20 protein-coding genes are annotated in these 23,813 nt (G+C 59.9%); 18 read left to right on the plus strand and 2 right to left on the minus strand.

Annotated elements, in window-relative coordinates; translation table 11 throughout:
* Positions 1-158 precede the first annotated feature (158 nt).
* The 6 genes from rfbF to EV281_RS10455 all read left to right on the plus strand — a co-directional run bounded on the left by rfbF (position 159) and on the right by EV281_RS10455 (position 6,220).
* Positions 159-932 carry a glucose-1-phosphate cytidylyltransferase gene (gene rfbF, locus EV281_RS10430; protein ID WP_132653002.1) on the plus strand — a complete coding sequence of 258 codons (774 nt, stop codon included), beginning with the start codon at positions 159-161 and terminating at the stop codon, positions 930-932.
* Positions 923-1,987: a CDP-glucose 4,6-dehydratase gene (gene rfbG, locus EV281_RS10435; protein WP_132653232.1), complete on the plus strand. Its 1,065-nt coding sequence runs from the start codon at positions 923-925 to the stop codon at positions 1,985-1,987. The genes rfbF and rfbG overlap by 10 nt, the downstream gene beginning before the upstream one ends.
* The gene (locus tag EV281_RS10440; RefSeq protein WP_132653003.1) at positions 1,984-3,219 is read left to right on the plus strand and encodes a class I SAM-dependent methyltransferase; all 1,236 of its coding nucleotides are present in this window, start codon (positions 1,984-1,986) and stop codon (positions 3,217-3,219) included. The genes rfbG and EV281_RS10440 overlap by 4 nt, the downstream gene beginning before the upstream one ends.
* A complete protein-coding gene (gene rfbC / locus EV281_RS10445) occupies positions 3,216-3,758 on the plus strand; it encodes a dTDP-4-dehydrorhamnose 3,5-epimerase (protein WP_132653004.1) in 543 nt (180 codons plus the stop codon). Before EV281_RS10440 ends, rfbC begins: the two co-directional genes overlap by 4 nt.
* Positions 3,755-4,996, plus strand: coding sequence for a glycosyltransferase family 2 protein (locus tag EV281_RS10450; RefSeq protein ID WP_132653005.1), 1,242 nt, complete (start codon positions 3,755-3,757; stop codon positions 4,994-4,996). Before rfbC ends, EV281_RS10450 begins: the two co-directional genes overlap by 4 nt.
* Positions 4,997-5,071: 75 nt before the next feature.
* The gene (locus tag EV281_RS10455; RefSeq protein WP_132653006.1) at positions 5,072-6,220 is read left to right on the plus strand and encodes a DegT/DnrJ/EryC1/StrS family aminotransferase; all 1,149 of its coding nucleotides are present in this window, start codon (positions 5,072-5,074) and stop codon (positions 6,218-6,220) included.
* A 22-nt stretch (positions 6,221-6,242) separates the two neighbouring features.
* Here EV281_RS10455 and EV281_RS10460 read toward each other — a convergent pair whose 3' ends face one another.
* Positions 6,243-6,569, minus strand: a complete 327-nt coding sequence (locus EV281_RS10460; protein WP_132653007.1) for a hypothetical protein — start codon at positions 6,567-6,569, stop codon at positions 6,243-6,245.
* Between the two features lie 70 nt (positions 6,570-6,639).
* Positions 6,640-8,265: a GumC family protein gene (locus tag EV281_RS10465; protein ID WP_132653008.1), complete on the minus strand. Its 1,626-nt coding sequence runs from the start codon at positions 8,263-8,265 to the stop codon at positions 6,640-6,642.
* Between the two features lie 132 nt (positions 8,266-8,397).
* On the opposite strand from EV281_RS10465, the gene EV281_RS10470 reads away from it, so the two are divergent.
* The 12 genes from EV281_RS10470 (at position 8,398) to EV281_RS10525 (ending at position 23,809) form a co-directional block, all read left to right on the plus strand.
* A complete protein-coding gene (locus tag EV281_RS10470; RefSeq protein ID WP_132653009.1) occupies positions 8,398-9,453 on the plus strand; it encodes a glycoside hydrolase family 5 protein in 1,056 nt (351 codons plus the stop codon).
* Position 9,454: 1 nt separating this feature from the next.
* Positions 9,455-10,726, plus strand: a complete 1,272-nt coding sequence (locus tag EV281_RS10475; protein ID WP_132653010.1) for a hypothetical protein — start codon at positions 9,455-9,457, stop codon at positions 10,724-10,726.
* Positions 10,727-10,780: 54 nt separating this feature from the next.
* The gene (locus EV281_RS10480; RefSeq protein WP_132653011.1) at positions 10,781-11,797 is read left to right on the plus strand and encodes an acyltransferase; all 1,017 of its coding nucleotides are present in this window, start codon (positions 10,781-10,783) and stop codon (positions 11,795-11,797) included.
* A gap of 215 nt (positions 11,798-12,012) precedes the next feature.
* On the plus strand, positions 12,013-12,897 hold the full coding sequence (purU, locus tag EV281_RS10485; RefSeq protein ID WP_132653012.1) for a formyltetrahydrofolate deformylase: 885 nt from the start codon (positions 12,013-12,015) through the stop codon (positions 12,895-12,897).
* Positions 12,898-13,111: 214 nt separating this feature from the next.
* Positions 13,112-16,039, plus strand: a complete 2,928-nt coding sequence (locus EV281_RS10490) for an aminotransferase (RefSeq protein ID WP_132653013.1) — start codon at positions 13,112-13,114, stop codon at positions 16,037-16,039.
* Positions 16,040-16,559: 520 nt separating this feature from the next.
* Positions 16,560-16,754 (plus strand): hypothetical protein, encoded by a 195-nt coding sequence (locus tag EV281_RS10495; RefSeq protein ID WP_132653014.1) that lies wholly within the window; start codon positions 16,560-16,562, stop codon positions 16,752-16,754.
* A 141-nt stretch (positions 16,755-16,895) separates the two neighbouring features.
* Positions 16,896-17,891 (plus strand): P1 family peptidase, encoded by a 996-nt coding sequence (locus tag EV281_RS10500; protein WP_132653015.1) that lies wholly within the window; start codon positions 16,896-16,898, stop codon positions 17,889-17,891.
* A gap of 44 nt (positions 17,892-17,935) precedes the next feature.
* Positions 17,936-18,856, plus strand: coding sequence for a LysR family transcriptional regulator (locus EV281_RS10505; RefSeq protein ID WP_132653016.1), 921 nt, complete (start codon positions 17,936-17,938; stop codon positions 18,854-18,856).
* Between the two features lie 149 nt (positions 18,857-19,005).
* Positions 19,006-20,535 (plus strand): ABC transporter substrate-binding protein, encoded by a 1,530-nt coding sequence (locus tag EV281_RS10510; RefSeq protein ID WP_132653017.1) that lies wholly within the window; start codon positions 19,006-19,008, stop codon positions 20,533-20,535.
* A 42-nt stretch (positions 20,536-20,577) separates the two neighbouring features.
* Positions 20,578-21,525 carry an ABC transporter permease gene (locus tag EV281_RS10515; protein WP_132653018.1) on the plus strand — a complete coding sequence of 316 codons (948 nt, stop codon included), beginning with the start codon at positions 20,578-20,580 and terminating at the stop codon, positions 21,523-21,525.
* On the plus strand, positions 21,525-22,388 hold the full coding sequence (locus tag EV281_RS10520; RefSeq protein WP_132653019.1) for an ABC transporter permease: 864 nt from the start codon (positions 21,525-21,527) through the stop codon (positions 22,386-22,388). The genes EV281_RS10515 and EV281_RS10520 overlap by 1 nt, the downstream gene beginning before the upstream one ends.
* Before the next feature lie 35 nt (positions 22,389-22,423).
* Positions 22,424-23,809: an amidase gene (locus EV281_RS10525; protein WP_132653020.1), complete on the plus strand. Its 1,386-nt coding sequence runs from the start codon at positions 22,424-22,426 to the stop codon at positions 23,807-23,809.
* The last annotated feature ends 4 nt before the right edge of the window (positions 23,810-23,813 follow it).

Consider the following 23,813-nt stretch of genomic DNA (forward strand, 5'->3'; position numbering starts at 1 on the left):
ACTGGTCGATCTGTTGCGCGCAAAGTAAAGACGACGATTACCCCACGTCAACCAAAGTCCCGGCAAGGCTCGCACAAGATGAATGGCCGATACCGGAATGAACTCGAACAGGTTGCTTTGATGAAACCTATTGCCCCATTTTTCGGAGTTTTCTCTCGATGAAAGTCGTCATTCTCGCGGGCGGCCTCGGTTCGCGGCTTTCGGAAGAGACCACTATTCGCCCAAAGCCACTTGTCGAAATCGGCGGCATGCCGATCCTTTGGCATATCATGAATATCTATGCTCATCACGGGCTGAATGATTTCATTATCTGTGCCGGCTATAAGGGTTATATGCTCAAGGAATACTTCGTAAACCTTGTGCTGCACCATAGCGATATCACCGTCGATCTCGCCTCCAACGCGATCGAATATCACGAAGGCAAGAAGCCGAACTGGCGCGTGACGGTCGTTGACACCGGCATGCATTCTATGACTGGCGGTCGCGTCGGTCGCGTGCGTAAATATCTGACCCCGGGCGAGCCGTTCTGCATGACCTACGGTGATGGCGTCGGCGATATCGATATCGCGGCCGAAGTCGCATTCCATCGCCAGCACGGCCTGAAGGCCACGATGTGCGCCGTGACTCCGCCCGGACGTTTTGGCGCGACAAATATCGAAGGCGAGCTCATCACCTCCTTCTTCGAAAAGCCGCGCGGCGACGGCCAACGTATCAACGGTGGCTTCTTCGTGCTCGACCACTCTGTGCTCGACCTCATTCCGAGCGACGACACGATCTTCGAAGCCGATCCCCTCGAATGGCTCGCGGCCAATCACCAGCTCGCCGCCTTCAAGCATGATGGCTTTTGGCAGCCGATGGATACGTTGCGCGAGCGCAATCATCTCGAAGAGCTCTGGAGCAACGGAAAAGCACCGTGGAAGGTGTGGAAGTGAACGAATTCTGGCAGGGGCGGCGGGTTTTTCTTACCGGGCAAACGGGTTTCAAGGGTTCCTGGCTCTCGCTATGGCTTGAGAAGCTCGGCGCAGAGATTGCCGCCATCGCCCTTGAGCCAGAAACAAGCCCTTCCCTTTACAGTCGTCTCTCGCCTTGGGATAAGCAACGCCACCACATTGCCGACATCAGAGATGCGGTCACATTCAAGCAACACCTCATCGATTTCAGGCCCGAAATCGTCATCCACATGGCAGCGCAGGCGCTGGTGCGGCGCTCCTATGCAAATCCGACCGAGACCTTCGCGACCAATGTGTTGGGAACTGCAAACGTTCTGGACGCGGTGCGCGATGCACCCTCCGTCAGGACAGTCCTCGTCATCACCTCCGACAAGGTCTACGCCAATAACGGTAGCGGCATTCCCTTTATCGAAAGCGATACGCTCGGCGGCAAGGACCCCTACTCCAATTCCAAGGCTTGCACCGAACTCGTCGTTCAGAGTTATCGCGACAGCTTCTTTAGGGAACGCGACATCAATATCGCGACCGTGCGTGCCGGCAATGTCATCGGCGGCGGCGACTGGTCGAAAGACAGGCTGATCCCAGATTTCATCCGCGCGTTTGAAAGCAATCAACCGATCCAGCTTCGTTACCCGCAAGCGATCCGGCCCTGGCAACATGTGCTGGAGCCACTCGGCGGCTACCTCGCTTTCGCCGAGGCGCTGACGCTTTCGGATGAAAATGAGCTGCCCGAGGCGCTCAATTTCGGACCGGACCCACAGAGTTTCGCGACCGTTGCCGAACTTGCCGAAGCGCTCGGCCTCGCCCATGGCGTCAACGATGTCTGGAAGCAAGCACCGGGAATGCATCTGCCGGAAGCTCCTGCCCTGACATTGAGTTCGGATTTGGCGCTTTCGGCTATCGGCTGGCGACCGCGCCTCACCCTGCAGCAGACAATCGACTGGACAGCCGCCTGGTACAAGGCCAACCGCGAAGGAGCCGACATGCGCGCCTTCTCGCTCGGTCAGATCGTGGCCTATGAGGAAGCAATATCATGACAGCGCATAATTGCCGGTTCTGCGGCGCTCCCTTGAAGCATCGTTTCGTCGATCTGGGCTCGACACCGCTTGCCAACGCCTATCTGACGGAAGAGCAGCTCAAGCAGCCGGAACCATCCTATCCGCTGCGCGCCTTCGTCTGCTCCGAATGCTGGCTGGTACAGGCCGATGCCTTCGTACCGCCGGAAGATATCTTCAGCCATTACGCCTATTTCTCATCCTACAGCGACAGCTGGGTGGAGCATGCCCGCCAATTTACCATCGTGGCCCGCAAGCGCTTCGGCCTTAATGAAAAATCGCAGGTTATCGAAGTGGCGAGCAATGATGGCTACCTGCTGAAGCATTTCGTCGAGGCGGGTGTGCCGGTGCTCGGTATCGAACCGGCCGAAAACGTCGCTGAGGTCGCCCGGCAAATCGGCGTGCCGACGGAAGCCCGCTTCTTCGGCAAGGAAACGGCTGCCGATCTCGTCTCGCGCGGCCTTGCTGCCGACATCGTCATCGGCAACAACGTGCTGGCGCATGTTCCTGATATCAACGACTTCGTCGGCGGGCTCTCTGCCGTTCTGAAGCCGGACGGTGTCGTCAGCGTCGAATTCCCGCACCTGTTGCGGCTGATGGAAAACATTCAGTTCGATACCGTCTATCACGAGCATTTCTATTATCTGTCGCTGCTGGCCGTCGAGAAGGTGTTTGCGGCGCACGGGCTCACGGTGTTCGACGTGGAAGAGCTGCCGACGCATGGCGGCAGCCTGCGCGTGCTCGCCTGCCGCGCGACGTCCAAGGCTCATGAGACTGGCCCAGGAGTTGCCAAGGTGCGCGCCGACGAGGCAGCTGCCGGCTTCGACAAGGTCGCGACCTATGAGGCCTTCCAGAGCCGCGTCGCACCCATCAAGGACGGGCTGCTCAGCTTCCTCACCGACGCCAAGCGCAATGGCAAGACGGTCGCTGCATACGGTGCTGCCGCCAAGGGCAACACGCTTCTGAATTTCTGTGGCATCGGCACCGACCTCATCGACTATGTCGTCGACCGTAATCCGCACAAGCAGGGCCACTTCCTGCCGGGCAGCAAACTGCCGATCTATGCGCCGGAAAAGATGGACGAGACGCAGCCGGACTATATTCTGATCCTGCCCTGGAACATCAAGAACGAAGTCGTTGCAGCCAATAGCAGGGTCGGCGCCTGGGGTGGACGCTTCGCCGTCGCCGTGCCGGAACTGACGGTGATCGGATGAAATTCGTTCCCACCGCGGTTTCCGGTGCATTTGTGGTGGAAGTCGATGCTCGTTCCGACGAGCGCGGGCTGTTCGCGCGGACCTTCGACGCCAAGAGCTTTGCCGACCACGGTCTCGTGCCTGTTTACCCGCAGTGCAACATTTCGCAAAACCACAAGCGCGGGACGTTGCGCGGCATGCATTATCAGGCCGCGCCGCGGCCGGAGGTCAAGCTGGTACGCGTGACGCGTGGCAGGGTCTTCGACGTGGCGCTGGATTTGAGACGTGATTCGCCGACTTATCTCAAATGGGCGGCCGTTGAACTCGATGCCACGCGATACAACGCCTTCTACATACCGGCCGGCTGCGCACACGGCTTCCTGACGCTCGAGGACGACTGCGAGCTCTTCTACCAGATGTCGGAAGTCTATGTGCCGGAGCTTGCCCGCGGCGTCCGCTGGGACGATCCCGCCTTTTCCATCGCCTGGCCCTTCACGCCGAGCGTCATCAGCGAGCGCGACGCCGCGCTTGCAAGCTACAGCCAGGAGACAGGTCTTTGAGCGGCATCAAACTCAGCATCTGCATTCCGACCTACAATCGCGAGCTCTTCTTGCGCAACACGTTGGGCTACTGCGAACGCGATTACAAGGCCTTCGACTTCCCGTACGAAATCGTCATTTGCGACAATGCATCCACCGATAGGACTCAGCAGGTGGCCGAGGAGTTCATCGCGCGGGGCCTGCCGATCCGCTACTTCAAGCGCGAAGAAAATGCTGGCGGCGGACCGAATTTCGCCAGCGCATTCCGTCTCGGCAAAGGCGAATATCTCATCTATCTCGCCGACGACGACATATTGATCGCAGATGCTGTGGCAGAGACCGTCCGATACATGGATAACAACTCCGATGTCGTCGCTGCGCAGGCGCCCTGGCTCCTCCATGACGAAGTCGCATCCAGAGATCTGGGGCAGTTTTTCGAACTCGACCAGGACTTCAAGTTTCCGCTGGGCAGCTTCGCCGAAGTGTTCAAGCTGCTATACGAACGGCATATTTTCCCCGAGATCGCGCTCTATCGCGCTTCGGCCCTTCGCTCGGCTTGGGTGCCCAGGGAGTTTTGCTTCTACCCCTTCTCGTTTCTCGCCCATTTCCTCGATCAAGGGGCCGTCAGTTTCCTCAAGAAGCCGTTTTATCGCTCCGTTACCAATCCAAGAACCGCCCGTGATCGTCCCCAGGCAGGCACCGACGAGGTGATGACGAGCTGGGATCGCTATCGCGCCGGTCTCGAATACTTCCTCTTCACCGGTGCCAAGCGTGGCGCGTTGAACCTCACCGGGGAAACGCGCTTTCTGTACGAGGAAATGTGCAAGATTTTCACCCTCAATCGCATGGCGGTCGCCTTCCGATTCTGGATCCAGCACAAGAACTTCCTCAAGGCATATGAACTCTACACCCGGATCGTCTGGGGAGGCATTGCCGACCATCCTGAGATCCGGCCATATAAAGAGAAACTGCCCCTCATGGTGGCAGTGCAAACGCTTGTCCGTGAGGTCAATTCTACGATCGGCGTCAATACGCTCCTGCTCTCGGGCTTTCCTGAAACATCCGGCCTCGAGAGACTGATGCGAGACGTAGGGCTGAAGCCGAACGTGAAGGTTACGACCGAAATCGGATCCGATCCCGTTGAGACAACTGCAGTCTTCATCGCCGAGAGCGGCAACCGAGAGGTTTTCGTTTCACGGGGCTACCTGCCTGGGATCACATTCCACGAGCATGATCTCACCCGTCACGTGATTATGTAAAGCCTGGCCTGCTTAACGCACGAGCTCGATCTGCCTGCCACGATTTTCAGTTTCCATCACGAAGAAGTCAGCGCCATGAACAACAGGATCTTCTACACAAAACCGTCGATCACCGAGCTTGAGACACGTTACGCAGCCGATGCTGCGGCGAATGGCTGGGGCGCGCGCTGCTACGACTATATCATCCGCTTCGAAAAAGAATTCGCGGCCTATCTCGGCAGCAACCATGCGATCGCGACATCGAGTTGTACGGGCGCCATGCATATGGGCCTGGCAGCGCTCGGCATCGGTGCGGGCGACGAAGTGATCCTGGCGGACACCAACTGGATCGCAACCGCTGCGCCGATCCAGCATCTTGGAGCCGAGCCCATCTTCGTCGATGTGCTGCCCGATAGCTGGTGCATAGACCCGGCTGAGGTCGAGCGTCATATCACACCGCGCACGCGCGCCATCATCGCCACCCATATCTACGGCAATCTCTGCGACATGGATGCGCTGCTCGATATCAGTCGCCGCACCGGCGTCCCTGTCATCGAGGATGCAGCTGAGGCCATCGGCTCCGTCTGGCATGGCCGTCGCACAGGCTCGATGGGCATTTTCGGCACCTTCTCCTTCCACGGCACGAAGACGCTGACGACCGGCGAAGGCGGTATGTTCGTGACAAGCGATGCCGACCTCTACGAAAAGGTGCTGACGCTCAGCAATCACGGTCGCGCCCGCGGCCAGACGAAGCAATTTTGGCCGGACGAGGTCGGATTCAAATACAAGATGTCGAATATTCAGGCGGCAATCGGCTGCGCGCAGCTGGAGCGCATTGAGGAACTGGTATCTCGCAAACGGGAAATCCTTGCCGCCTATATGGTACGCCTATCACACCTGAACGGCATTAGTATGAATCCCGAATACACGGGCACGGTCAACGGCGCCTGGATGCCCACAGCCGTTTTCCACCCTGCGATTGGCATCACCCGTGAAATGCTGCAGCAGGCTTTCGAAGCCGCCAATGTCGATGCCCGCGTTTTCTTCCATCCGCTTTCCAGTCTCCCCATGTTTGAGGAAAGGCCGGCCAACATCAACGCCTGGAGTATTCCGGAACGAGCGATCAACCTGCCAAGCTACCATGACATGAGTGAAGCCGACATTGAACGCGTGGCAAACGTTTTGATCGAGGTCGTCTCGGAGAAATTGGATCACGGTCGCGCGACTTTGTCCCGCTCCGCCTGAATGCGAACCCATCGGTCGGCTTTCACCGCACCGGCTGGTAATGGCCGCGCAGTGGTACCCGGCTGTCCATCGACACCACGCCGTCACGTTCGCAGACATACATCAGCGTCGGCATACCGCCGGAGCGGAAGATCTCGTCGTGACGGCGCCGGATCGGCACGGTTTCGGTGTGACAGGCATAGGATTCTTCCTCCTTCTTATCCGGCTGGGCCTTCACGCCCGGAAGATCCTTGTAGGGATACAGCGGCTGCACGGCCTGCTTGCCGGAACTCTGCCAGTCAATAGCAAAGGCGGGCGCGGCGGCAGCGCCGGCAGCAAGCGACAGCAGGAGAACCGCAACAAACCGCATTACAACCTCTTTTCCGGACATCATCCGTTCGTTGCCCGCTCCTGGGATGTAGGAAGATTGGAGGCCGCCATCAAGCGGACGTGCGGGCAGGCTTGCGGAAATAACTTCTGATGACCGGATGAGAGAAGAGGCCTGTGAGGATCGCAAAGCCTGCGCCGACAACAAAGCCGGCGAGCAGGCCGCCGATGATGCCTGCGACGAAGACGATTTTCTTGCTCGGCCCGTCCGGCTTTACCGGGACGTCGGCTGGCGAGACAACGCGGATATTGCTCTGAGTAAGGCTCTGTTCCTCACTGGTCTGGCCGGAGCGTTTCAGCACGGCCTCATAAAGTTCGCGGGTGGCTGTCGCCTTGCGTTGCAATTCGTTGAGCTGCACCTGCTTGTCCGAGGTGGTTGCCTGCAGCGCCTTTTGCACTGCCAGCTCCTTGGCAATATCGTCTTCAGCCTTCTTGGCCTGTTCGTAGTCCGCCCTTGCCGAGGTCGCGACGCGTTGCAGCTCATCCTTGATTTCCGCGCCGATGCTGCTCAGCGAAGAGCGGGCGGATTGAAGGCGTGGATGGCGGGCGCCCATCTGACTCTGCAGGCTGCCGACGACCGCCGCCTGCGCGGCATATTGCTGTCGCAGGCTGACAAGCGGCGATGTGCCGCCGGCCCCGTCCGTCTGACTGCCGGCAACGACATCTTCGACACGCAGGTTTGCCGCGGCATCGGCGCGAGCCTTGGCTTGAATGGTCTTTTCCTGAGCGGTAACGAGCAACGTGTTCAGCGAGGCAAGGCGCTGATCCGAGATCAGATTTCCTTCCGTCGCGGCCATATCATTGTCGGCGCGGAAGGTTTCAACTGCCTGCTCGGCATCCTGCACCTTCTGGCGCAGGTCATTCAGGCGGCTGTCGAGCGTCGATGACGTGCTTTCGTAAAGGCCGTTTGAAGCGCTGTTTTCCTCCTGCATGAAGGAGGTGACGACCTGATTTGCGAGCCTGGCCGATTTTTCCGGATCATGGGTCGTCGCCGCAAGCGAGACGACGTAGGTATTGTTCTCGCGGGTGATCAGCAGAGCTTTCTGAAGCGCGCCGATGACGGCGGCGCCGTCCGTCCTGCCTGCTGTAAATTCCGGATCCTGGTCGAGCTTCATGGCGTCGGCCACGCGGCGCAGCACATTGCCCGAGGTCAGGATTTGCACCTGGCTGTCGATCAGCGTCGAAATCATCTCCGGCGAGGGCGCTGCGTTCTGCGTGCCGCCGTCAGCGAGGCCGATCTGGCGCGGATCGAAATAAAGGGCGGCAACGGCGGTGAATTTCTGCGGTATGCGGGGCGCGATGACCGCGCCTGCGACAGCGCCGAGTACACATAGGCCGGCCACGGCGATGCGCCTGCTCCAGATGGCAGCAACTGCGGATCGTATGTCCAGGAGCGGCACGGCGGCGACCGGCGCCTCCGCGATAGCGGGTGCGGTTTGCGCCGGCACGACAACCGGGGGAACCATGCCGTGCGGCGGCGGAGCCTGCTCGGCGGGACGGCTTTCACGCATTGCCGAACGCACCCGAACGGGTTCGGGTTCAGGCGGCGGGGGAGGAACGAAATCGGTCGGCCGAATGATTGGGCTGCGCGCACGGGCGCCCTCAAGCGCAGGCTGAGACGACTCATAACTGCGCCAGGCAGGCAGACGGCTTACCCTGTTCCGGTCATTCTGATTCATAAACACCGCATCCGCCCGGCGAGAAAGCATGACCGGGACACGGCGACTTTAGAAATTCTTAGCTAACGGACCGTTAAGATGCCGCTATCGAAGCCGACGTGGCAACCTGCCGCGCCCTCGCAAGGACGGTCCATGAAACGGAAAAGACTGCTGCAAAGGCTGCTGCTTGCCGCCGTCACGGCCATTTCGTCCGCCGTCCATGCCGCCGACGGGCCACTCTGTTATTACGGCGTCAATCTCTCCGGCGCAGAATATGGCGAGCGCGGCGGCGTCTATGGCACGAATTACACCTACCCGAGTGAGGAAACGATCAGCTATTTCGCCCGGAAGGGCATGACGATCATCCGATTGCCCTTCCGTTGGGAGCGGCTGCAGCCGAGGCTTGGCACTAGGTTCGACGATGATGAACTGCAGCGCTTGAAGGATACGGTAGCGCTGGTCCGCAAGCACAAGATGAACGTACTGCTGGATCCGCACAATTTCGGCTATTACGACAAGGATCAGGTTGGTAAGCCACCCGCGACGAATGCAGCCTTTGCCGATTTCTGGGCTCGGCTTTCGCTAGAGTTTGCCAATCAGGACGGCGTGCTCTTCGGACTGATGAATGAGCCGCATGATATTCCCGCCAACGATTGGCTGAAAGCCGCCAATGCCGCGATCCGCGGCATTCGGGCTGTCGGCGCCCGCAATCTCATCCTGGTTCCGGGCACGGCCTGGAGCGGAGCGGCGAGCTGGGAACAGGATGTGATCGGCGGCGCGAACGGCACCGTCATGCTCGGCGTGCACGATCCGCTCAATTTCTACGCCTATGAATTTCATCAGTATCTCGATGCGGATTCCTCCGGCACGCACGATACATGCGAAGGCGCGAAGGCTGCGGCCGATGCCATCACCCGTGTGACCGCATGGCTGAAGAGAAACGGCAAGCGCGGTTTTCTCGGCGAATTCGGCGCATCCGCAAATGCGCATTGCCTCGACGGGCTGAAGACGATGCTGACGACCATGTCCGACAACAGCGATGCATGGATCGGCTTCTCCTATTGGGCGGCGGGGGAATGGTGGCCGGCCAACGAACCGTTCAATATACAGCCGCGTGATACCGACGAGCGCCCACAAATGCGTCTGCTCGAGCAGATGGTAGCCAAACATGCGCCCGTCTGCCTCGCGGTAAAACCTGTGGGGACATGACGTGGCAACAATCGGGGAGACCAGCGCGAGATTCGAATCGGCCGCAGATGCGGTCAGCCCGGCTTCGCGTCTCGATTACCCGATCCTGACTCTCGGGCTGCTCTCGGTTCTCTACAACGGCATCCTGGCCTTCATAAACCACAATGTCGTGCCGCTTTCGCTGACGCATGTGGCGGCCAGCGAAGGCCTGATCATGGCGAGCGCGATCATCTACATCCTGCACAAGGGCATCTACGAGGAGGACCTCCCAGCGTTCCTGTTCATGCTCTTCACGCTGATCGTGACGATCTATGTGAGCGTGCTCAACAAGATGGCCTTTATCGACCATTTCCGTAACGTGCTCATCATCTTCTGCTTCACCGGGCTTGGAAGCTGGTGCAACGAAAGAACGATGAAGCTGATCTTCCGGCTGGCCTGCTTCACGGTACTGCTCTTCCTGATCTTCGAAATCATCAGCGTACCCTTCTATGTCAGCATCGTGCATCCCTCCGACTATTTCGCCAATACGCGCGGGCTGTTCCCGCTCAGCTACAATAAGACCGGTCTGTTTCAGAATGCGCTCGGCTTCGAGGGCCGCTTCTCCTTCGGCTTGATCGACCATCGGTCTTCGTCGATCTTCCTGGAACAGGTGTCGCTTGCCAATTTTTGCGGCGTGATCGCTGTCTATCTTATTTCGCTGTGGAGCCGGATTTCCGTGCTGGATCGGGTGCTGGCGATCTCAACCGCCGTGCTGATCCTCACCACCAACGATACACGCACGATGCTCATCTTCTCCGGCTGCTGCATCATCGGCTATTTCATCTTTCCGAAAATCCCGAAAGTCTTCAATCTGGCGCTGATGCCGCTTATCGTTTGCGCCGGCTTCCTGGTTTACATGAAAGATCCTAATGCAGTCGGCGACAATTTCACCGGCCGCATCAATCTGACGATGAAGAAGCTGTTCGACCTCGATCCGCTTGCGGTCGTCGGGCTCTCCGTCGATCGCGTCGCAGAGTTCGCCGACAGCGGTTATGTCTATCTGATCTATGGTGCGACGATTTTTGGCGTCATCGCCTTCTGGCTTTTCGTCTGCCTCTTTCCGGCAGGGCGCACTCCGGCCCAATTGCGTTGCGCTCATTCACTTTCTCTTTTCATTTTTCTGAATATGATGATTGGCGGAACGGCGATTTTCTCCATGAAGATCGCCGGCCTTCTGTGGCTTATTATCGGGCACATGCGTTACTGCGACACGCCACGCGTCCGGCAGGGCCGTCCGGCAAATGTAGAGAGTTGACGAAGCGGCACGCCCGAGGCGGTTCCGCGAAAGCCCGTGGGAGCAAGGCGCCCGATGCTTGTCCAGCTGCAATACCTGCGCGCGTTTGCTGCGCTTATGGTCGTCTATTTCCATGCGATATTGCAGCTGCCGAAAATCAATCCCTCCATCGACGCGACCTCGTTCCTCTATGGCGAAACCGGCGTCGATATCTTCTTCGTGCTCAGCGGCTTCGTGATGTGGCTGACGACGAGTGGACGGGAAACGACACCAATCGACTTCGCCCGCAAGCGTATCCGCAGGATCGTACCGCTTTATTGGCTGGCAACGCTGTTTTCTGCAGTCGTTGCGCTCGTCGCGCCATCCGTTCTGAAGTCGACAATTTTCGACCTACCACATCTCCTCGCTTCGATGCTGTTCCTGCCGTGGGTCAACCCGGCCGATCCAACGACGATCACGCCGGTCGTTGTGCCCGGCTGGACGCTGAACTACGAGATGTTCTTCTATTTCGTCTTCGCGATGCTCCTGCCGATGCGTGAAGACTATCGCCTGCCTGCTCTGTTCGGCACCTTCGCGGCCATTCTCATTGTCTGCCATCTGCTGCCGGAAACGACGGCAACGACATTCTACGGCGAGCCGATCATTCTGGAATTTGCTGCCGGCACTTTTCTTGGCTGGCTCTATCTCCAGAAACTCCTGCTGCCGCAGCGCTGGGCCTGGCTTCTGCTTCTTGTCGGCTTCGCTTTTCTCTTCATCAACGAAAGTCTGGTACCGCCTGAAAACCGCTATTATGGCTGGGGCATACCGGCGATCTTCATCGTCTACAGCGCCATTTCCATCGACTTCTCGCGATTGCCTTTCGTCGGCGGGCTAAATTATCTCGGCGATGCTTCCTATGAGATCTACATCACCCACGCCTTCACGCTGGCACTCCTCAGAACAATCGCCAATCGCTTCCCCATCGGTGCACTTCAGCATCCTGTTATCTTCGTGATCCTCTGCCTCGTGCTCTCCTCCATCGTCGGGGCGATCATTCATGAAATCATCACGCCGCGCAAAAAAGTCCGGGTTGCCAGCCGGCCGACCGGTTGACGCCAAAAATACCGGAAGGCGAAGACGGAATTTCCGACGGCGCAGGCAGAACGGAATCCTGCACGGCCTGTCATAAGCTTGGCGCCATGAAAGCAAATGCCACAGGCATGAAAGTTCGGCTTGCAATTTATTGCAGAAATGAAAGCGTGCCGGCCTGTTCGTGGCCGCGGCTTTGATCTAAGCACTGCGCGGCGGCCGCAAGGAGGGCAGAGGACATGACGGACTATGTATTGACGGTAACCTGCAAGTCGACGCGCGGCGTCGTGGCGGCGATTTCGACCTATCTCGCCGAAAAGGGTTGCAACATCATCGACAGTTCGCAGTTCGACGACCTCGATACCGGCAAATTCTTCATGCGAGTGAGCTTCATCTCCGAAGAGGGCGCCACCCTTGCGGAGATTAAGGAAGGCTTCAAGCCGATCTACGAGAAATTCGGCATGGATGCGGAGGTGCACGACGGAAGCGAGCGCCTGAAGGTGCTCTTGATGGTCTCCCGATTCGGTCACTGTCTCAACGACCTGCTTTACCGCTGGAAGATCGGCGCGCTGCCGATCGATATTGTCGGCGTCGTGTCCAACCATTTCGACTACCAAAAGGTGGTCGTGAACCACGACATTCCCTTCCACCACATCAAGGTGACGAAGGAAAACAAGCCCCAGGCCGAAGCGCAGCTGATGGACCTAGTCGAGCAGACCGGTACGGAACTCGTCGTTCTCGCCCGCTACATGCAGGTACTGTCGGATGCCATGTGCCGGAAAATGTCGGGCCGCATCATCAACATCCACCATTCCTTCCTGCCGAGCTTCAAAGGCGCCAATCCCTACAAGCAGGCCTATGAACGCGGCGTGAAACTGATTGGTGCTACGGCCCACTACGTGACGGCCGATCTCGACGAAGGCCCGATCATCGAACAGGATACAGCGCGCATCACCCACGCGCAGAGCGCCGAGGACTATGTCTCGATCGGCCGCGATGTCGAAAGCCAGGTGCTGGCGCGTGCTATTCACGCCCATATTCACCGCCGTGTCTTCCTCAACGGCAATCGCACCATCGTCTTCCCCGCCAGCCCCGGGAGCTACGCCTCCGAACGCATGGGTTGAGGCGGACAACCCGTTTCCGCCAGATCCGCGGCTGGAGCGTCGTGCGTCCATTCGCACGCACGACGCTCTAAGTCTTTGAACCTACGCGTGAGGCTTTCCGAAAATCGGTTGCGATTTTCGGGCCGATGCCGTCGTGCAATCTTCCGTTGCTTGTCGGCAAGTGCCTGATTATCTGTTTTAATAGATAATCGAATCATGCCGCGGAGGGGGTGCCATGACCGAGGAAGCGCTTGTGGACCGCATGGCGCTGCCGCGCCCCGACATTACCACTTCCGAAGCCGCGGATATCCTGCTTTCACATTACGGGCTTTCCGGCACGTTGTCGGAGCTTGGCAGCCAGCAGGACCGCAACTACCGGCTCGATACCGACGACGGGCGTTATGTGCTGAAGATCTGCCATGCCGTCTACGAGGCCGAAGAACTCAAAGCGCAGAATGCGGCGATTCATCATTTACGCGCTAAGCCGGATGCGCCGCGTGTCCCAAATGTGATGACTTCCAGTGAGGGGCAGGAGATCGTTTCCGTCAGCGTACGGGAGCAGGATTATCAGGTCCGCTTGCTGGAATATCTCGAAGGCGAAGGCTTGACACATCGTGCCTATCTGGCGCCCGCCTCGGTCGCAGCGCTCGGCGCGCTCTGCGCGCGGCTGGCTCAGGCGCTTGCCGATTTTACGCATCCCGGACTCGACCGCAGCCTGCAATGGGACCTGCGCCGTGCGGGACCGGTGGCCGTGCAACTCCTTTCCTCCATTACCGACAGCGCCGCCCGCGACAGGATCGCCAAGACGATGGTCATGGCTGTGCGCCGGATCCAGCCGCTTGCGCCGTCGCTGCGGCTCCAGGCGGTTCATCACGATGTGACGGGCGACAATGTCGTCGGCCGGCCCGACGCGTATGGGCGGCCTCTGCCTGACGGAGTGATCGATTTCGGCGACATCATCCGCGGCTGGCTGGTCGGCGACCTTGCCGTGACCTGCGCCTCGCTGCTACATCAGGCAAACGGCGATCCCTTCTATATTCTGCCAGCGGTGAAGGCCTATCACGAGATCTATCCGCTGATCGAGGAAGAGCTGAAGGCGCTCTGGCCGCTCATCGTGGCGCGCGCCGTCATTCTCGTCGCCAGCAGCGAACAGCAGATCGCAATCGATCCGGATAACGCCTACGTCAGAGGCAATCTGGAGGGCGAAAGGCGGATCTTCGATACGGCGATATCCGTGCCGTTCGAATTGATGGAAGCGGCCATCCTGCAAACGGCCGGTCTCGATGTTGCCAGTGTCAAGATGGAAGACTGGCAGTCTCTCCTGCCGCAAGTTGATCCTGCATCCATCGCCTATGTCGATCTCGGCGTGCAGAGCCCGCATTTTTCTGATGGTAACTGGCTGGCGACCGACATGGATTGGCGGCTTCTCGCCCGCGCGGCAGCGGAAAAGGGAGCAGCAGCGACGCGCTACGGCGAATATCGCCTGTCTCGCACCGGCCTGCACCATGCAAAAGCCCAGGCGACCTATGCCCTGCATATGGATATTTGCCTTGCGGCGGGCAGTACCGTTGCCGCGCCCTTTGACGGCCGGATCACCTGGTACGACCAGCATTTGGTCCTCACCGGCACCGATGTAAAGCTGCATCTCGACGGTATCGAATTGTCCGTCGATGACGGCAGCGAAGTTGCTGCCGGTCAAGAACTCGGCACCGTCTCCGGCGAGATGTCGTCACTCGGCGGATTGCGCCTGCAGCTTTGCAGCATCACTGGCTTCGAGCCGCCGCTCTTTGCGACACCGCGACAAGCCGCGGCGTGGTCCGCGCTCTGCCCGTCGCCTTCTGCGCTGCTCGGACCGGGCGCCGATGCGCCGAAACCTGAAACGGCAGCACTTCTCGAGCTGCGGCAGGCGCATTTCGCCAGTCCGCAGAAGAACTATTACGCGCACCCGCCGCAGATCGAGCGCGGCTGGAAGGAGCATCTCTTCGATGTCGAAGGGCGCGCCTATCTCGATATGGTCAACAATGTCACGATCCTCGGCCATGGCCATCCGCGCATGGCGGATGCGGTCAGGCAGCAGTGGCTGATGCTGAACACCAATTCACGCTTCCATTATGCCGCCGTCGCTGAGTTTTCCGAGAGCCTTGCATCGCTGGCGCCCGACGGCCTGGATGCGGTGTTCCTCGTCAACAGCGGCTCGGAAGCCAACGATCTGGCGCTGCGGCTTGCCCGGGCGCATAGCGGCCGACGCAACATGCTTTGCCTGCTGGAGGGCTATCACGGCTGGTCGGTGGCAAGCGACGCAGTCTCCACCTCGATCGCCGACAATCCGCAGGCTCTGACGACAAGGCCGGACTGGGTTCATTCGGTTATCTCTCCGAACACCTATCGTGGTCGGTTCCGCGGGCCGGAGTCGACTGCGGATTATCTCGGCGCCGTTATGCCGGTGCTGGAGGCCATCGATGCTAAGGGCGAAGGTCTGGCCGGCTTCATTGCGGAATCGGTCTATGGCAATGCCGGAGGCATTCCGCTGCCCGACGGCTATCTGACGGAGGTCTACCGGCAGGTGCGGGAACGCGGCGGCCTCTGCATTGCCGACGAGGTGCAGGTGGGCTATGGGCGGCTTGGCCATTATTTCTGGGGCTTCGAGCAGCAGGGCGTCGTGCCCGATATCATCACCATCGCCAAGGGCATGGGCAATGGCCACCCGCTCGGCGCCGTCATCACAACGAAAGAGATCGCCGCTTCGCTGGAGAAGGAAGGCTATTTCTTCTCGTCGGCCGGCGGCAGCCCGGTCAGTTGCGTTGCCGGCATGACTGTTCTCGACGTGATGGCCGAGGAGCGCTTGCAGGAGAACGCCCGCATGACAGGCGACCATTTGAAGGCGCGGCTGGCGGCACTCATCGACAGCTACCCGATCGTCGGCGCCGTGCACGGCATGGGTCTCTATCTCGGCCTCGAATTCGTGCGCGACAGAGTGACGCTGGAGCCGGCAACCGAAGAGACGGCGGCAATCTGCGACCGGCTCTTAGAACTCGGGGTCGTCATGCAGCCGACGGGCGATCACCTGAATGTGCTGAAGATCAAGCCACCGCTCTGCCTGACGGAACAGAGCGCCGATTTCTTCGTCGACATGCTGGAAAAGGTGCTGCGGGAAGGATGGTAGGCAGCGGTTTTTGCCGTTAGCGGATTTGAGTCTTTTCGGGACATTTCGATTTTTGACGAAACACCCATTGCCGGAATCAGATCGACTTCCTATGTCTGCCTCGATGATGACGAGAGCTCTCGCACCGTCACATGGATTGCACGAAGGCGTGATAGAATTCTTTCTGTAGATCGAAATGTGATGGAATGAAATTTTTCGGATCGTCGATATTTTGACATGTTTCGGAATATGTTTCTTATAGACGACCAGCTATTCTCTAGTAAGATTGTAGATTATAGAAATGGTCTTTCACCGGCCCGGGCTTTTCCGGGACCTCGCAAGTGCAACGCCAACGCAAGGAACGAGACATGATTGATTTCGCAATTCTCGCCGTACTGCCGGGGCGATCTGTGCTTGGCAATGACCGTCCGGGCGCCCTCTCCCGCCCGAACTGTCGAATGTGACCTTCGTCCCCCTTTCAACGGTACCAGACAAGTCAATTCGCCATAGCCAGCGCACCCGCGCGGCAGGAGTTCTATGCATGAAGAAAGAAGTTATCGAATATGCAGGCGTTCCCGTTGGGATCGTCGTTCCGGATGAAGATCGGCTGAAGTTTATCGCCGTCAAATTCCATGTCCATGATCTCGACGAGCAGCATTTCAGCTCACCCGCCGAGGTGAAGCTGGCCATTCACGATCTGATGACCCGTCGCGACCCGAAGCCCCTCCATGCCTGACGCGGAACGCGGCTTTGATACGACACGAGGATTTTCGACCGGCCCGGCAAGACGGGCCGGTCTTGTTTTTGCCCGTCTTGTCTTTTAACGGCATTTGACTTCCAATCGGCGCGCCTCCCTTTTCATGACAGGAATCCGCGCTTGTCCGATCTTCTCAATCTCCTCACCGATATCGACGGCGTTGCGGTCGGCCATGCGACCGATCCATCGCTCGGCTCCGGCGTCACGGCCATCGTCTTCGATGACCCGGCCATCGCGTCCGGCATCGTGCTCGGCGGCGCGCCGGGCGGACGCGATACCGCATTGCTTGATCCCTCCATGGTGGTCGATGCTGTCGACGCCTTCGTGCTGTCGGGCGGTTCGGCCTTCGGCCTCGATGCTGCAGGCGGCGTACAGGCGGGACTGCGGGAGATGGGGCGCGGATTCCAGGTCGGCCCTATACGGATTCCGATCGTACCGCAGGCGATCCTGATGGATCTGTTGAACGGCGGCGACAAGGATTGGGGCGTGCATTCGCCTTATCGCGAGATGGGATATGAAGCCGCCAAGGCGGCCAGCAAGGGGGGCTTCGCTCTCGGCACCGTCGGCGCCGGCACGGGCGCCACGACTGCGACCTTCAAGGGTGGACTCGGTTCGGCAAGCGCCATCAGTAGCGCTGGGTACCGCATCGCGGCCATCGTCGCCGTCAATGCCGTCGGTTCGGTGACAATCGGTGAAGGCCCGCATTTCTGGGCAGCCCCTTTCGAACAGGATGGAGAATTCGGCGGGTACGGCATGCCCGGAGAGATCGATTACCAGCTACGACTCAAGAGTGTGAAGACAACAGCCACGACGATCGGCGCTGTTGTCACCGACGCATCGCTCGTCAAGGCAGAGGCACACCGGCTTTCCATCGCCGCCCATGATGGGTTGGCACGCGCGGTGCTGCCCGCTCACCTGCCGCTTGACGGCGATACGATTTTTGCAGCTTCCACCGGCAAACGGAAGCGCGACGATATGGCAAGCCTGATGGAATTGTGCCATCTGGCCGGGATCGTCATGGCGCGGGCCATCGCACGTGGCGTCTATGAGGCGACGGCGCTTCCGGTGCCAGGCGCACAGATGGCGTGGCGCGACCGCTATGCGGTCGGGCGCTGATTACCTAGACTATCGTGAATTGCCTGACGGCGGAGAACGGGTGAATGCAGATTCGGGCGCTGATGTATTTCGACGAGCTGGTGCGAACCAACTCCATGCGCCAGGCGGCCGAAAACCTGAATGTCGCACCAACAGCGATCAGCCGGCAGATCGAGAATCTCGAATACCATTTCGGCGCGCCCCTCGTGGAACGCAGCGCCCGCGGCGTAAAGCTGACGGCTGCCGGCGAGCTCCTGGCGGCACGCGCCGGCCGTACGCTGCGCGAGCTCGACCATGTGCAGCAGCTGATCGAGGACCTGAAGGGCCTGCAACGCGGCCGAGTCAACATCTATGCGAACGGTGCGACCGTTGCCAATCTGCTTGCACCGGCGCTCGCCGAATTCAGCCTGAAATATCCGAAGCTGCGCTTTGCCGTGACGATTACCAGCGCACGAGCGGCCATCGATGCCGTCAACAGCGCCGAAGCCGATATTGCGGTGACCCTGTTTGCGCCACCGATGTCCGGCACCAAAGTGCGGCTGCGCTCGGAAATCGCCTATGATCTCATCACCTCGCCACGCCATCCGGCAGCGGCGCTTCCGGAGATTTCGCTTGGGGAACTGGCCGACTTTGCCCTGGCCCTGCCCGATCAATCCTTTGGTTTTCGCCAGGCCTTTGACGCGCTCTTCGAGAAGGAAGGGTTAAGCCTCGATCCGGTTTTCGTCACGAGTTCGCTGGAGATGCTCAAGGAACTGGTGTTGAGCGGCGCGGCAGTGACACTGCTGCCGGCGCTGACCGTCCGCCGCGAGATCGAGGCTGGACAGCTCTCGGCCATTCCCCTTGCCGGCAAGACCGGTATCCGCACGCATGTCGATCTCTGCGTGGCGCCCGATCGCCAGCTTTCCTTTGCCGCAGCGAAGCTTCTCGATTTCATCGAACGGTTCATGCGCGAGCGGTCGAACAGCAAGGCCGACACCAAAGAGTAGAATTCACGGACTTGCATTGGGGCAAAAATTGGTGTGTAGCCATTTCGGCTACACCGAGCACACAAAATCGTCATTGTGTGTGCACTGGCGTGGTGTCAATTTAACGTAAAAGGGTCCCGCCAGGCAGCGGAACCGGACAGGGGAACAGGATGATCAAGGTTTCGCTCGCGCCAACGGTGCGTCTTGCGCGGCATCTTTCCATGGGCGCGGCTCTTTCTGCAGGCATCATGATGCTGGCGCTGACACCCGCTGCAGCCGCCAAGACCACTCTCAATCTCGGCATGAGCGTCGAGCCAACCGGCCTCGACCCCACGATCGCCGCTCCCGTGGCCATCGGCCAGGTCACCTGGCAGAACGTCTTCGAAGGCCTGGTCAGGATCGACGAGGCCGGCAAGGTGCAGCCGCAGCTCGCAAAGAGTTGGGAGATTTCTCCAGATGGATTGACCTATACGTTCAAACTGCAGGGCGGTGTGAAATTCCATGACGGCGAGGCCTTTGATTCCTCTGCCGCCAAATTTGCCCTCGACCGCGCCCGCGGCAAGGATTCCGTCAACCCGCAGAAGCGCTTCTTCGCATCGATCGCATCGATCGACACGCCGGATGCCGAAACACTGGTGCTGCATCTTTCCAGCCCGACCGGAAGCCTGATCTATTGGCTTGGCTGGCCGGCTTCGGTCATGGTAGGACCGGCGTCTGCCGCAGACGACAAGACGACGCCGGTCGGTACCGGACCGTTCAAATTCTCCACCTGGGCCAAGGGCGATCATGTGGAACTGGTGAAGAATGCCGACTACTGGAACAAGGATGGCGCGGCAAAGCTCGACAAGGTCACCTTCCGCTTCATCAACGATCCGCAGGCACAGGCCGCCGCACTGAAATCCGGCGATCTCGATGCCTTTCCGGAATTTGCTGCACCGGAGCTGATGAGCTCCTTCGATGGCGATGCTCGTCTGGCAACCAGGATCGGCAACACCGAACTCAAAGTCGTGGCCGGCATGAACAATGCGCGCAAGCCCTTCGACGACAAGCGTGTGCGCCAGGCCCTGATGATGGCGATCGACCGCCAGACGGTGATCGACGGCGCCTGGTCCGGCCTCGGCACCGCGATCGGCAGCCATTACACGCCGAACGATCCCGGCTATCAGGACATGACCGGCGTCCTGCCCTACAATGTCGAGAAGGCGAAGGCGCTGCTTGCCGAGGCCGGCTATCCCAACGGTTTCACTTTCACGATCAAATCGCCCCAGATGGCCTATGCACCGCGCAGCGCGCAGGTGATGCAGGCCATGTTTGCGGAAATCGGCGTGACTGTTAACATTGAGCCCACGGAATTTCCGGCGAAATGGGTCAAGGATATCATGACCAGCCGCGATTACGACATGACGATCGTCGCCCATGCGGAACCGATGGACATCGACATCTATTCGCGCGATCCCTATTATTTCAACTATAAGAACCCCGCCTTCAACGACCTGATGAAGAAGGCGCAGGAAACCGCCGATCCGGCCGAACAGGCAAAGATCTATGGCGAAGCGCAGAAGATTCTCGCCGAGGACGTGCCGGCGCTCTACCTCTTTGTCATGCCCAAACTCGGCGTCTGGGACAAGAAGCTGAAGGGACTGTGGGAGAACGAGCCAATTCCCTCCAACGTCCTCAGCAACGTTTCCTGGGAAGAGTAGATATCGGATGCAGGCGACGGCTGACAGGGTGATGAACACGAAATGATCGCACTGCTTTCCCGCCGCCTCGCCGGCCTTGTCATTACTCTTCTCGTCGTATCGCTTGTCATTTTCGCCGTTATGGACCTGCTGCCCGGCGATCCCGCCTCGATCATGCTCGGCACGTCAGCCAGTCCCGAAACACTGGCGGCGCTGCGCCATGAGCTTGGCCTCGACCAGCCGCTTCTGTTTCGTTACGGCCAATGGCTTGCCGGCGTCTTCTCCGGCAATCTCGGGCAATCCTATACCTATGGAGTCCCCGTTGCGGGGCTGATCGTCGAGCGGCTGGCGGTGACGCTGCCGCTCGCTCTGATCGCCATCGTGCTTTCGGTGCTGATTGCGCTGCCGCTCGGCGTGCTGGCAGCAGCGCGGCGCAGCGGGATCATCGATGCGATCGCCACGGTCTTCTCGCAGATCAGCATCGCCGTGCCGGCCTTCTGGGTGGCGCTACTGCTGATCATGCTGTTTTCCACCACACTCGGACTGATGCCGGCAGGCGGATTCCCGGGGTGGGGCGCAGGGCTCTTGCCAGCACTGCAGGCGCTGCTGATGCCGGCTGTGGCGTTGGCGTTGCCGCAGGCCGGCGTTCTCACACGTGTGGCGCGGTCGGCGGTGCTCGACACCATGCACGAGGATTTCGCGCGCACCGCCGTCGCCAAAGGGTTGTCGCGCAACACGGTGCTCTGGCGGCATATCGTGCCGAACGCGCTGGTGCCGATCCTGACCATCCTCGGGCTGCAGTTCACCTTCCTCGTTGCCGGTGCCGTGCTGGTCGAAAACATCTTTAACCTGCCGGGTCTCGGACGGCTTGCATTCCAGGCGCTGTCGCAGCGCGACATTATCGTCATGCAGGATGTCGTACTGTTCTTCGCTTCACTGGTCATCGTCATGAATTTCATCGTCGACCTCTCCTATCTCGCGATCGATCCGCGCATGCGAAAGGCGGCGTGATGGCACCTATCGTCTCTTCCGCCATCATATCGCACCGCCGAAGCTTCAGGCTTAGCCGGCGAATGAACCTGATCAGCGGGACTATCGTCATTGGTTTTCTGGCAGCGGTTGCTCTGCTTTCGCTTTTCTGGACGCCATTGCCGCCGGCAAAGATGCAGATCATTCACAAGCTGCAGCCGCCGCTTGCGTTCGGCCTGCTCGGCACGGACCAATTCGGCCGCGATGTGCTCTCCATGCTGATGGCCGGATGCTGGAATTCTCTGTCGATCGCCATCAGCGCTGTCGCCATCGGCGGGATGCTCGGCTCGGTTGCCGGCATCTCCGCGGCTGCCATCCGTGGCCCTTACGAGGCGCTCCTGATGCGCGCCTGCGATGTGGTGTTTGCGCTGCCGCCAATCCTCTCGGCCATGATCCTCGGCGCATTTCTGGGATCGGGGCGCTTTACCGCAATCACAGCAATCGCAGTCTTCATGGTGCCCGTCTTTGCGCGCGTGACGCTCGCCACGTCTTTACAGGCCTGGAGCCGCGATTACGTTCTGGCGGCGCAGGCGCTCGGCAACAGCCGTTTTGGGATTTCGGTGCGGCATGTGCTGCCGAACATCCTGAGCCAGATCATCGTGCATGCAGCGATCCAGCTCGGTCTTGCGATCCTCACCGAAGCCGGCCTCTCCTTCCTCGGTCTCGGCATGGCGCCGCCGGCGCCGACTTGGGGACGAATGCTGGCGGATGCACAGACATTCCTGTCCCTCGCGCCATGGCTGGCGATCCTGCCCGGCCTTGCGATCGCGCTGACCGTCTTCGGCTTCAACATGCTGGGCGACGGGTTGCGTGACCTTTTAGATCCGCGCGAATCAAGCCGGTGATGTCCTCCCAAGGCAAATGTGCGAAAGATCAGCCTATGACCGAAACCGATTTCACCATCCCAGAACTCCGACGACGCTTCGCTGACAAAAGCCTCTCCCCGCTCGACTACTGGCTCGCCCTGGAAAAGCACATCGAGGCCTGGGAGCCATCGATCGCGGCCCTCTATCTCTACGACCCTGAGTCGGCGCGCGCGCAGGCGAATGCCTCGTCCGCGCGCTGGATGAAGGGCGAGACGCTTGGGCCGCTGGACGGTATCCCGGTCACGCTGAAGGAGCTGATCGCCACGAAGGGTCAGCCGGTGCCGCTCGGCACGAAGGCCGTCGAGCTGACGCCTGCGGACGCGGATGCGCCGGCAGCAGCACGGCTGCGCGAGGATGGCGCGATCATGTTTGCCAAGACGACCTGCCCCGATTACGGCATGCTTTCGTCCGGCCTTTCTAGCTTTCATCATCTCAGCCGCAATCCCTGGGACATCACGAAAAACCCCGGCGGTTCGAGTGCCGGAGCTGCGGCCGCTGCGGCGGCCGGCTACGGCCCGCTGCACATCGGCACCGATATCGGGGGCTCCGTACGCCTGCCGGCCGGCTGGACGGGCGTCTTCGGCTTCAAGCCAAGCCATGGGCGAATTCCGGTCGATCCCTATTATGTCGGACGCTGCGCCGGGCCGATGACCCGCACCGTGGAAGATGCCGCCTGGTCGATGGCGACGCTTTCGCGCCCCGACTGGCGCGACGGCACCAGCCTGCCGCCGAATGATTTCGACTGGATGGATCTCGACATCGATCTCGGCGGCATGCGGATTGGGCTGATGCTCGATGCCGGTTGCGGTCTTGCGGTCGATGAGGATGTGAGGATAGCCGTCGAAGAGGCTGCAAAGCTCTTCGAGAAAGCGGGCGCGACGATCGTTCCAGTTGCGCCCGTGCTGACGCGCGCCATGCTGGATGGGCTCGACAATTTCTGGCGCTCGCGTTTCTGGGGAGATATTGCCGGGCTCAGCGAGGAACGCCGGCAAGAGATCCTGCCCTATATTTACGAATGGGCGAGGGGTGGAGCCGATATCAGCGGCGTGGATGCCGTCAAGGGCTTCAACCAGACGATCGAGATGCGCAAGGCCTGCGGCCGGCTTTTCACCGAAGTCGATGCGGTGCTGTCACCGACCAACCCGATTGTTTCCTATCCGGCCGAATGGGCCTCGCCAACCAACGATCCGAAGCTGCCCTTCGAACATATCGCCTTCACGGTGCCGTGGAACATGTCGGAGCAGCCGGCTTCATCCATCAATTGCGGTTTCTCGAAGGGCATGCCGATCGGTTTGCAGATCGTCGGGCCGCGCTTCGACGATATGCGCGTACTGAGGCTCTCAAAGGCTTACGAGGATTGGACGGGCGGCGTGAAGGACTGGCCCAAGCCGCCAACCTGACGCT

Origin of the sequence: Rhizobium sp. BK418 (assembly GCF_004341105.1) — a bacterium.
GTDB lineage: Bacteria > Pseudomonadota > Alphaproteobacteria > Rhizobiales > Rhizobiaceae > Rhizobium.

Coding starts and splice junctions, on each gene's coding strand:
- rfbF (WP_132653002.1), top strand. CDS start 159: ATGAAAGTCGTCATTCTCGCGGGCGGCCTCGGTTCGCGGCTTTCGGAA.
- EV281_RS10440 (WP_132653003.1), top strand. CDS start 1,984: ATGACAGCGCATAATTGCCGGTTCTGCGGCGCTCCCTTGAAGCATCGT.
- rfbC (WP_132653004.1), top strand. CDS start 3,216: ATGAAATTCGTTCCCACCGCGGTTTCCGGTGCATTTGTGGTGGAAGTC.
- EV281_RS10455 (WP_132653006.1), top strand. CDS start 5,072: ATGAACAACAGGATCTTCTACACAAAACCGTCGATCACCGAGCTTGAG.
- EV281_RS10460 (WP_132653007.1), bottom strand. CDS start 6,569: ATGCGGTTTGTTGCGGTTCTCCTGCTGTCGCTTGCTGCCGGCGCTGCC.
- EV281_RS10465 (WP_132653008.1), bottom strand. CDS start 8,265: ATGAATCAGAATGACCGGAACAGGGTAAGCCGTCTGCCTGCCTGGCGC.
- EV281_RS10470 (WP_132653009.1), top strand. CDS start 8,398: ATGAAACGGAAAAGACTGCTGCAAAGGCTGCTGCTTGCCGCCGTCACG.
- EV281_RS10480 (WP_132653011.1), top strand. CDS start 10,781: ATGCTTGTCCAGCTGCAATACCTGCGCGCGTTTGCTGCGCTTATGGTC.
- purU (WP_132653012.1), top strand. CDS start 12,013: ATGACGGACTATGTATTGACGGTAACCTGCAAGTCGACGCGCGGCGTC.
- EV281_RS10490 (WP_132653013.1), top strand. CDS start 13,112: ATGACCGAGGAAGCGCTTGTGGACCGCATGGCGCTGCCGCGCCCCGAC.
- EV281_RS10495 (WP_132653014.1), top strand. CDS start 16,560: ATGAAGAAAGAAGTTATCGAATATGCAGGCGTTCCCGTTGGGATCGTC.
- EV281_RS10505 (WP_132653016.1), top strand. CDS start 17,936: ATGCAGATTCGGGCGCTGATGTATTTCGACGAGCTGGTGCGAACCAAC.
- EV281_RS10510 (WP_132653017.1), top strand. CDS start 19,006: ATGATCAAGGTTTCGCTCGCGCCAACGGTGCGTCTTGCGCGGCATCTT.
- EV281_RS10515 (WP_132653018.1), top strand. CDS start 20,578: ATGATCGCACTGCTTTCCCGCCGCCTCGCCGGCCTTGTCATTACTCTT.
- EV281_RS10520 (WP_132653019.1), top strand. CDS start 21,525: ATGGCACCTATCGTCTCTTCCGCCATCATATCGCACCGCCGAAGCTTC.
- EV281_RS10525 (WP_132653020.1), top strand. CDS start 22,424: ATGACCGAAACCGATTTCACCATCCCAGAACTCCGACGACGCTTCGCT.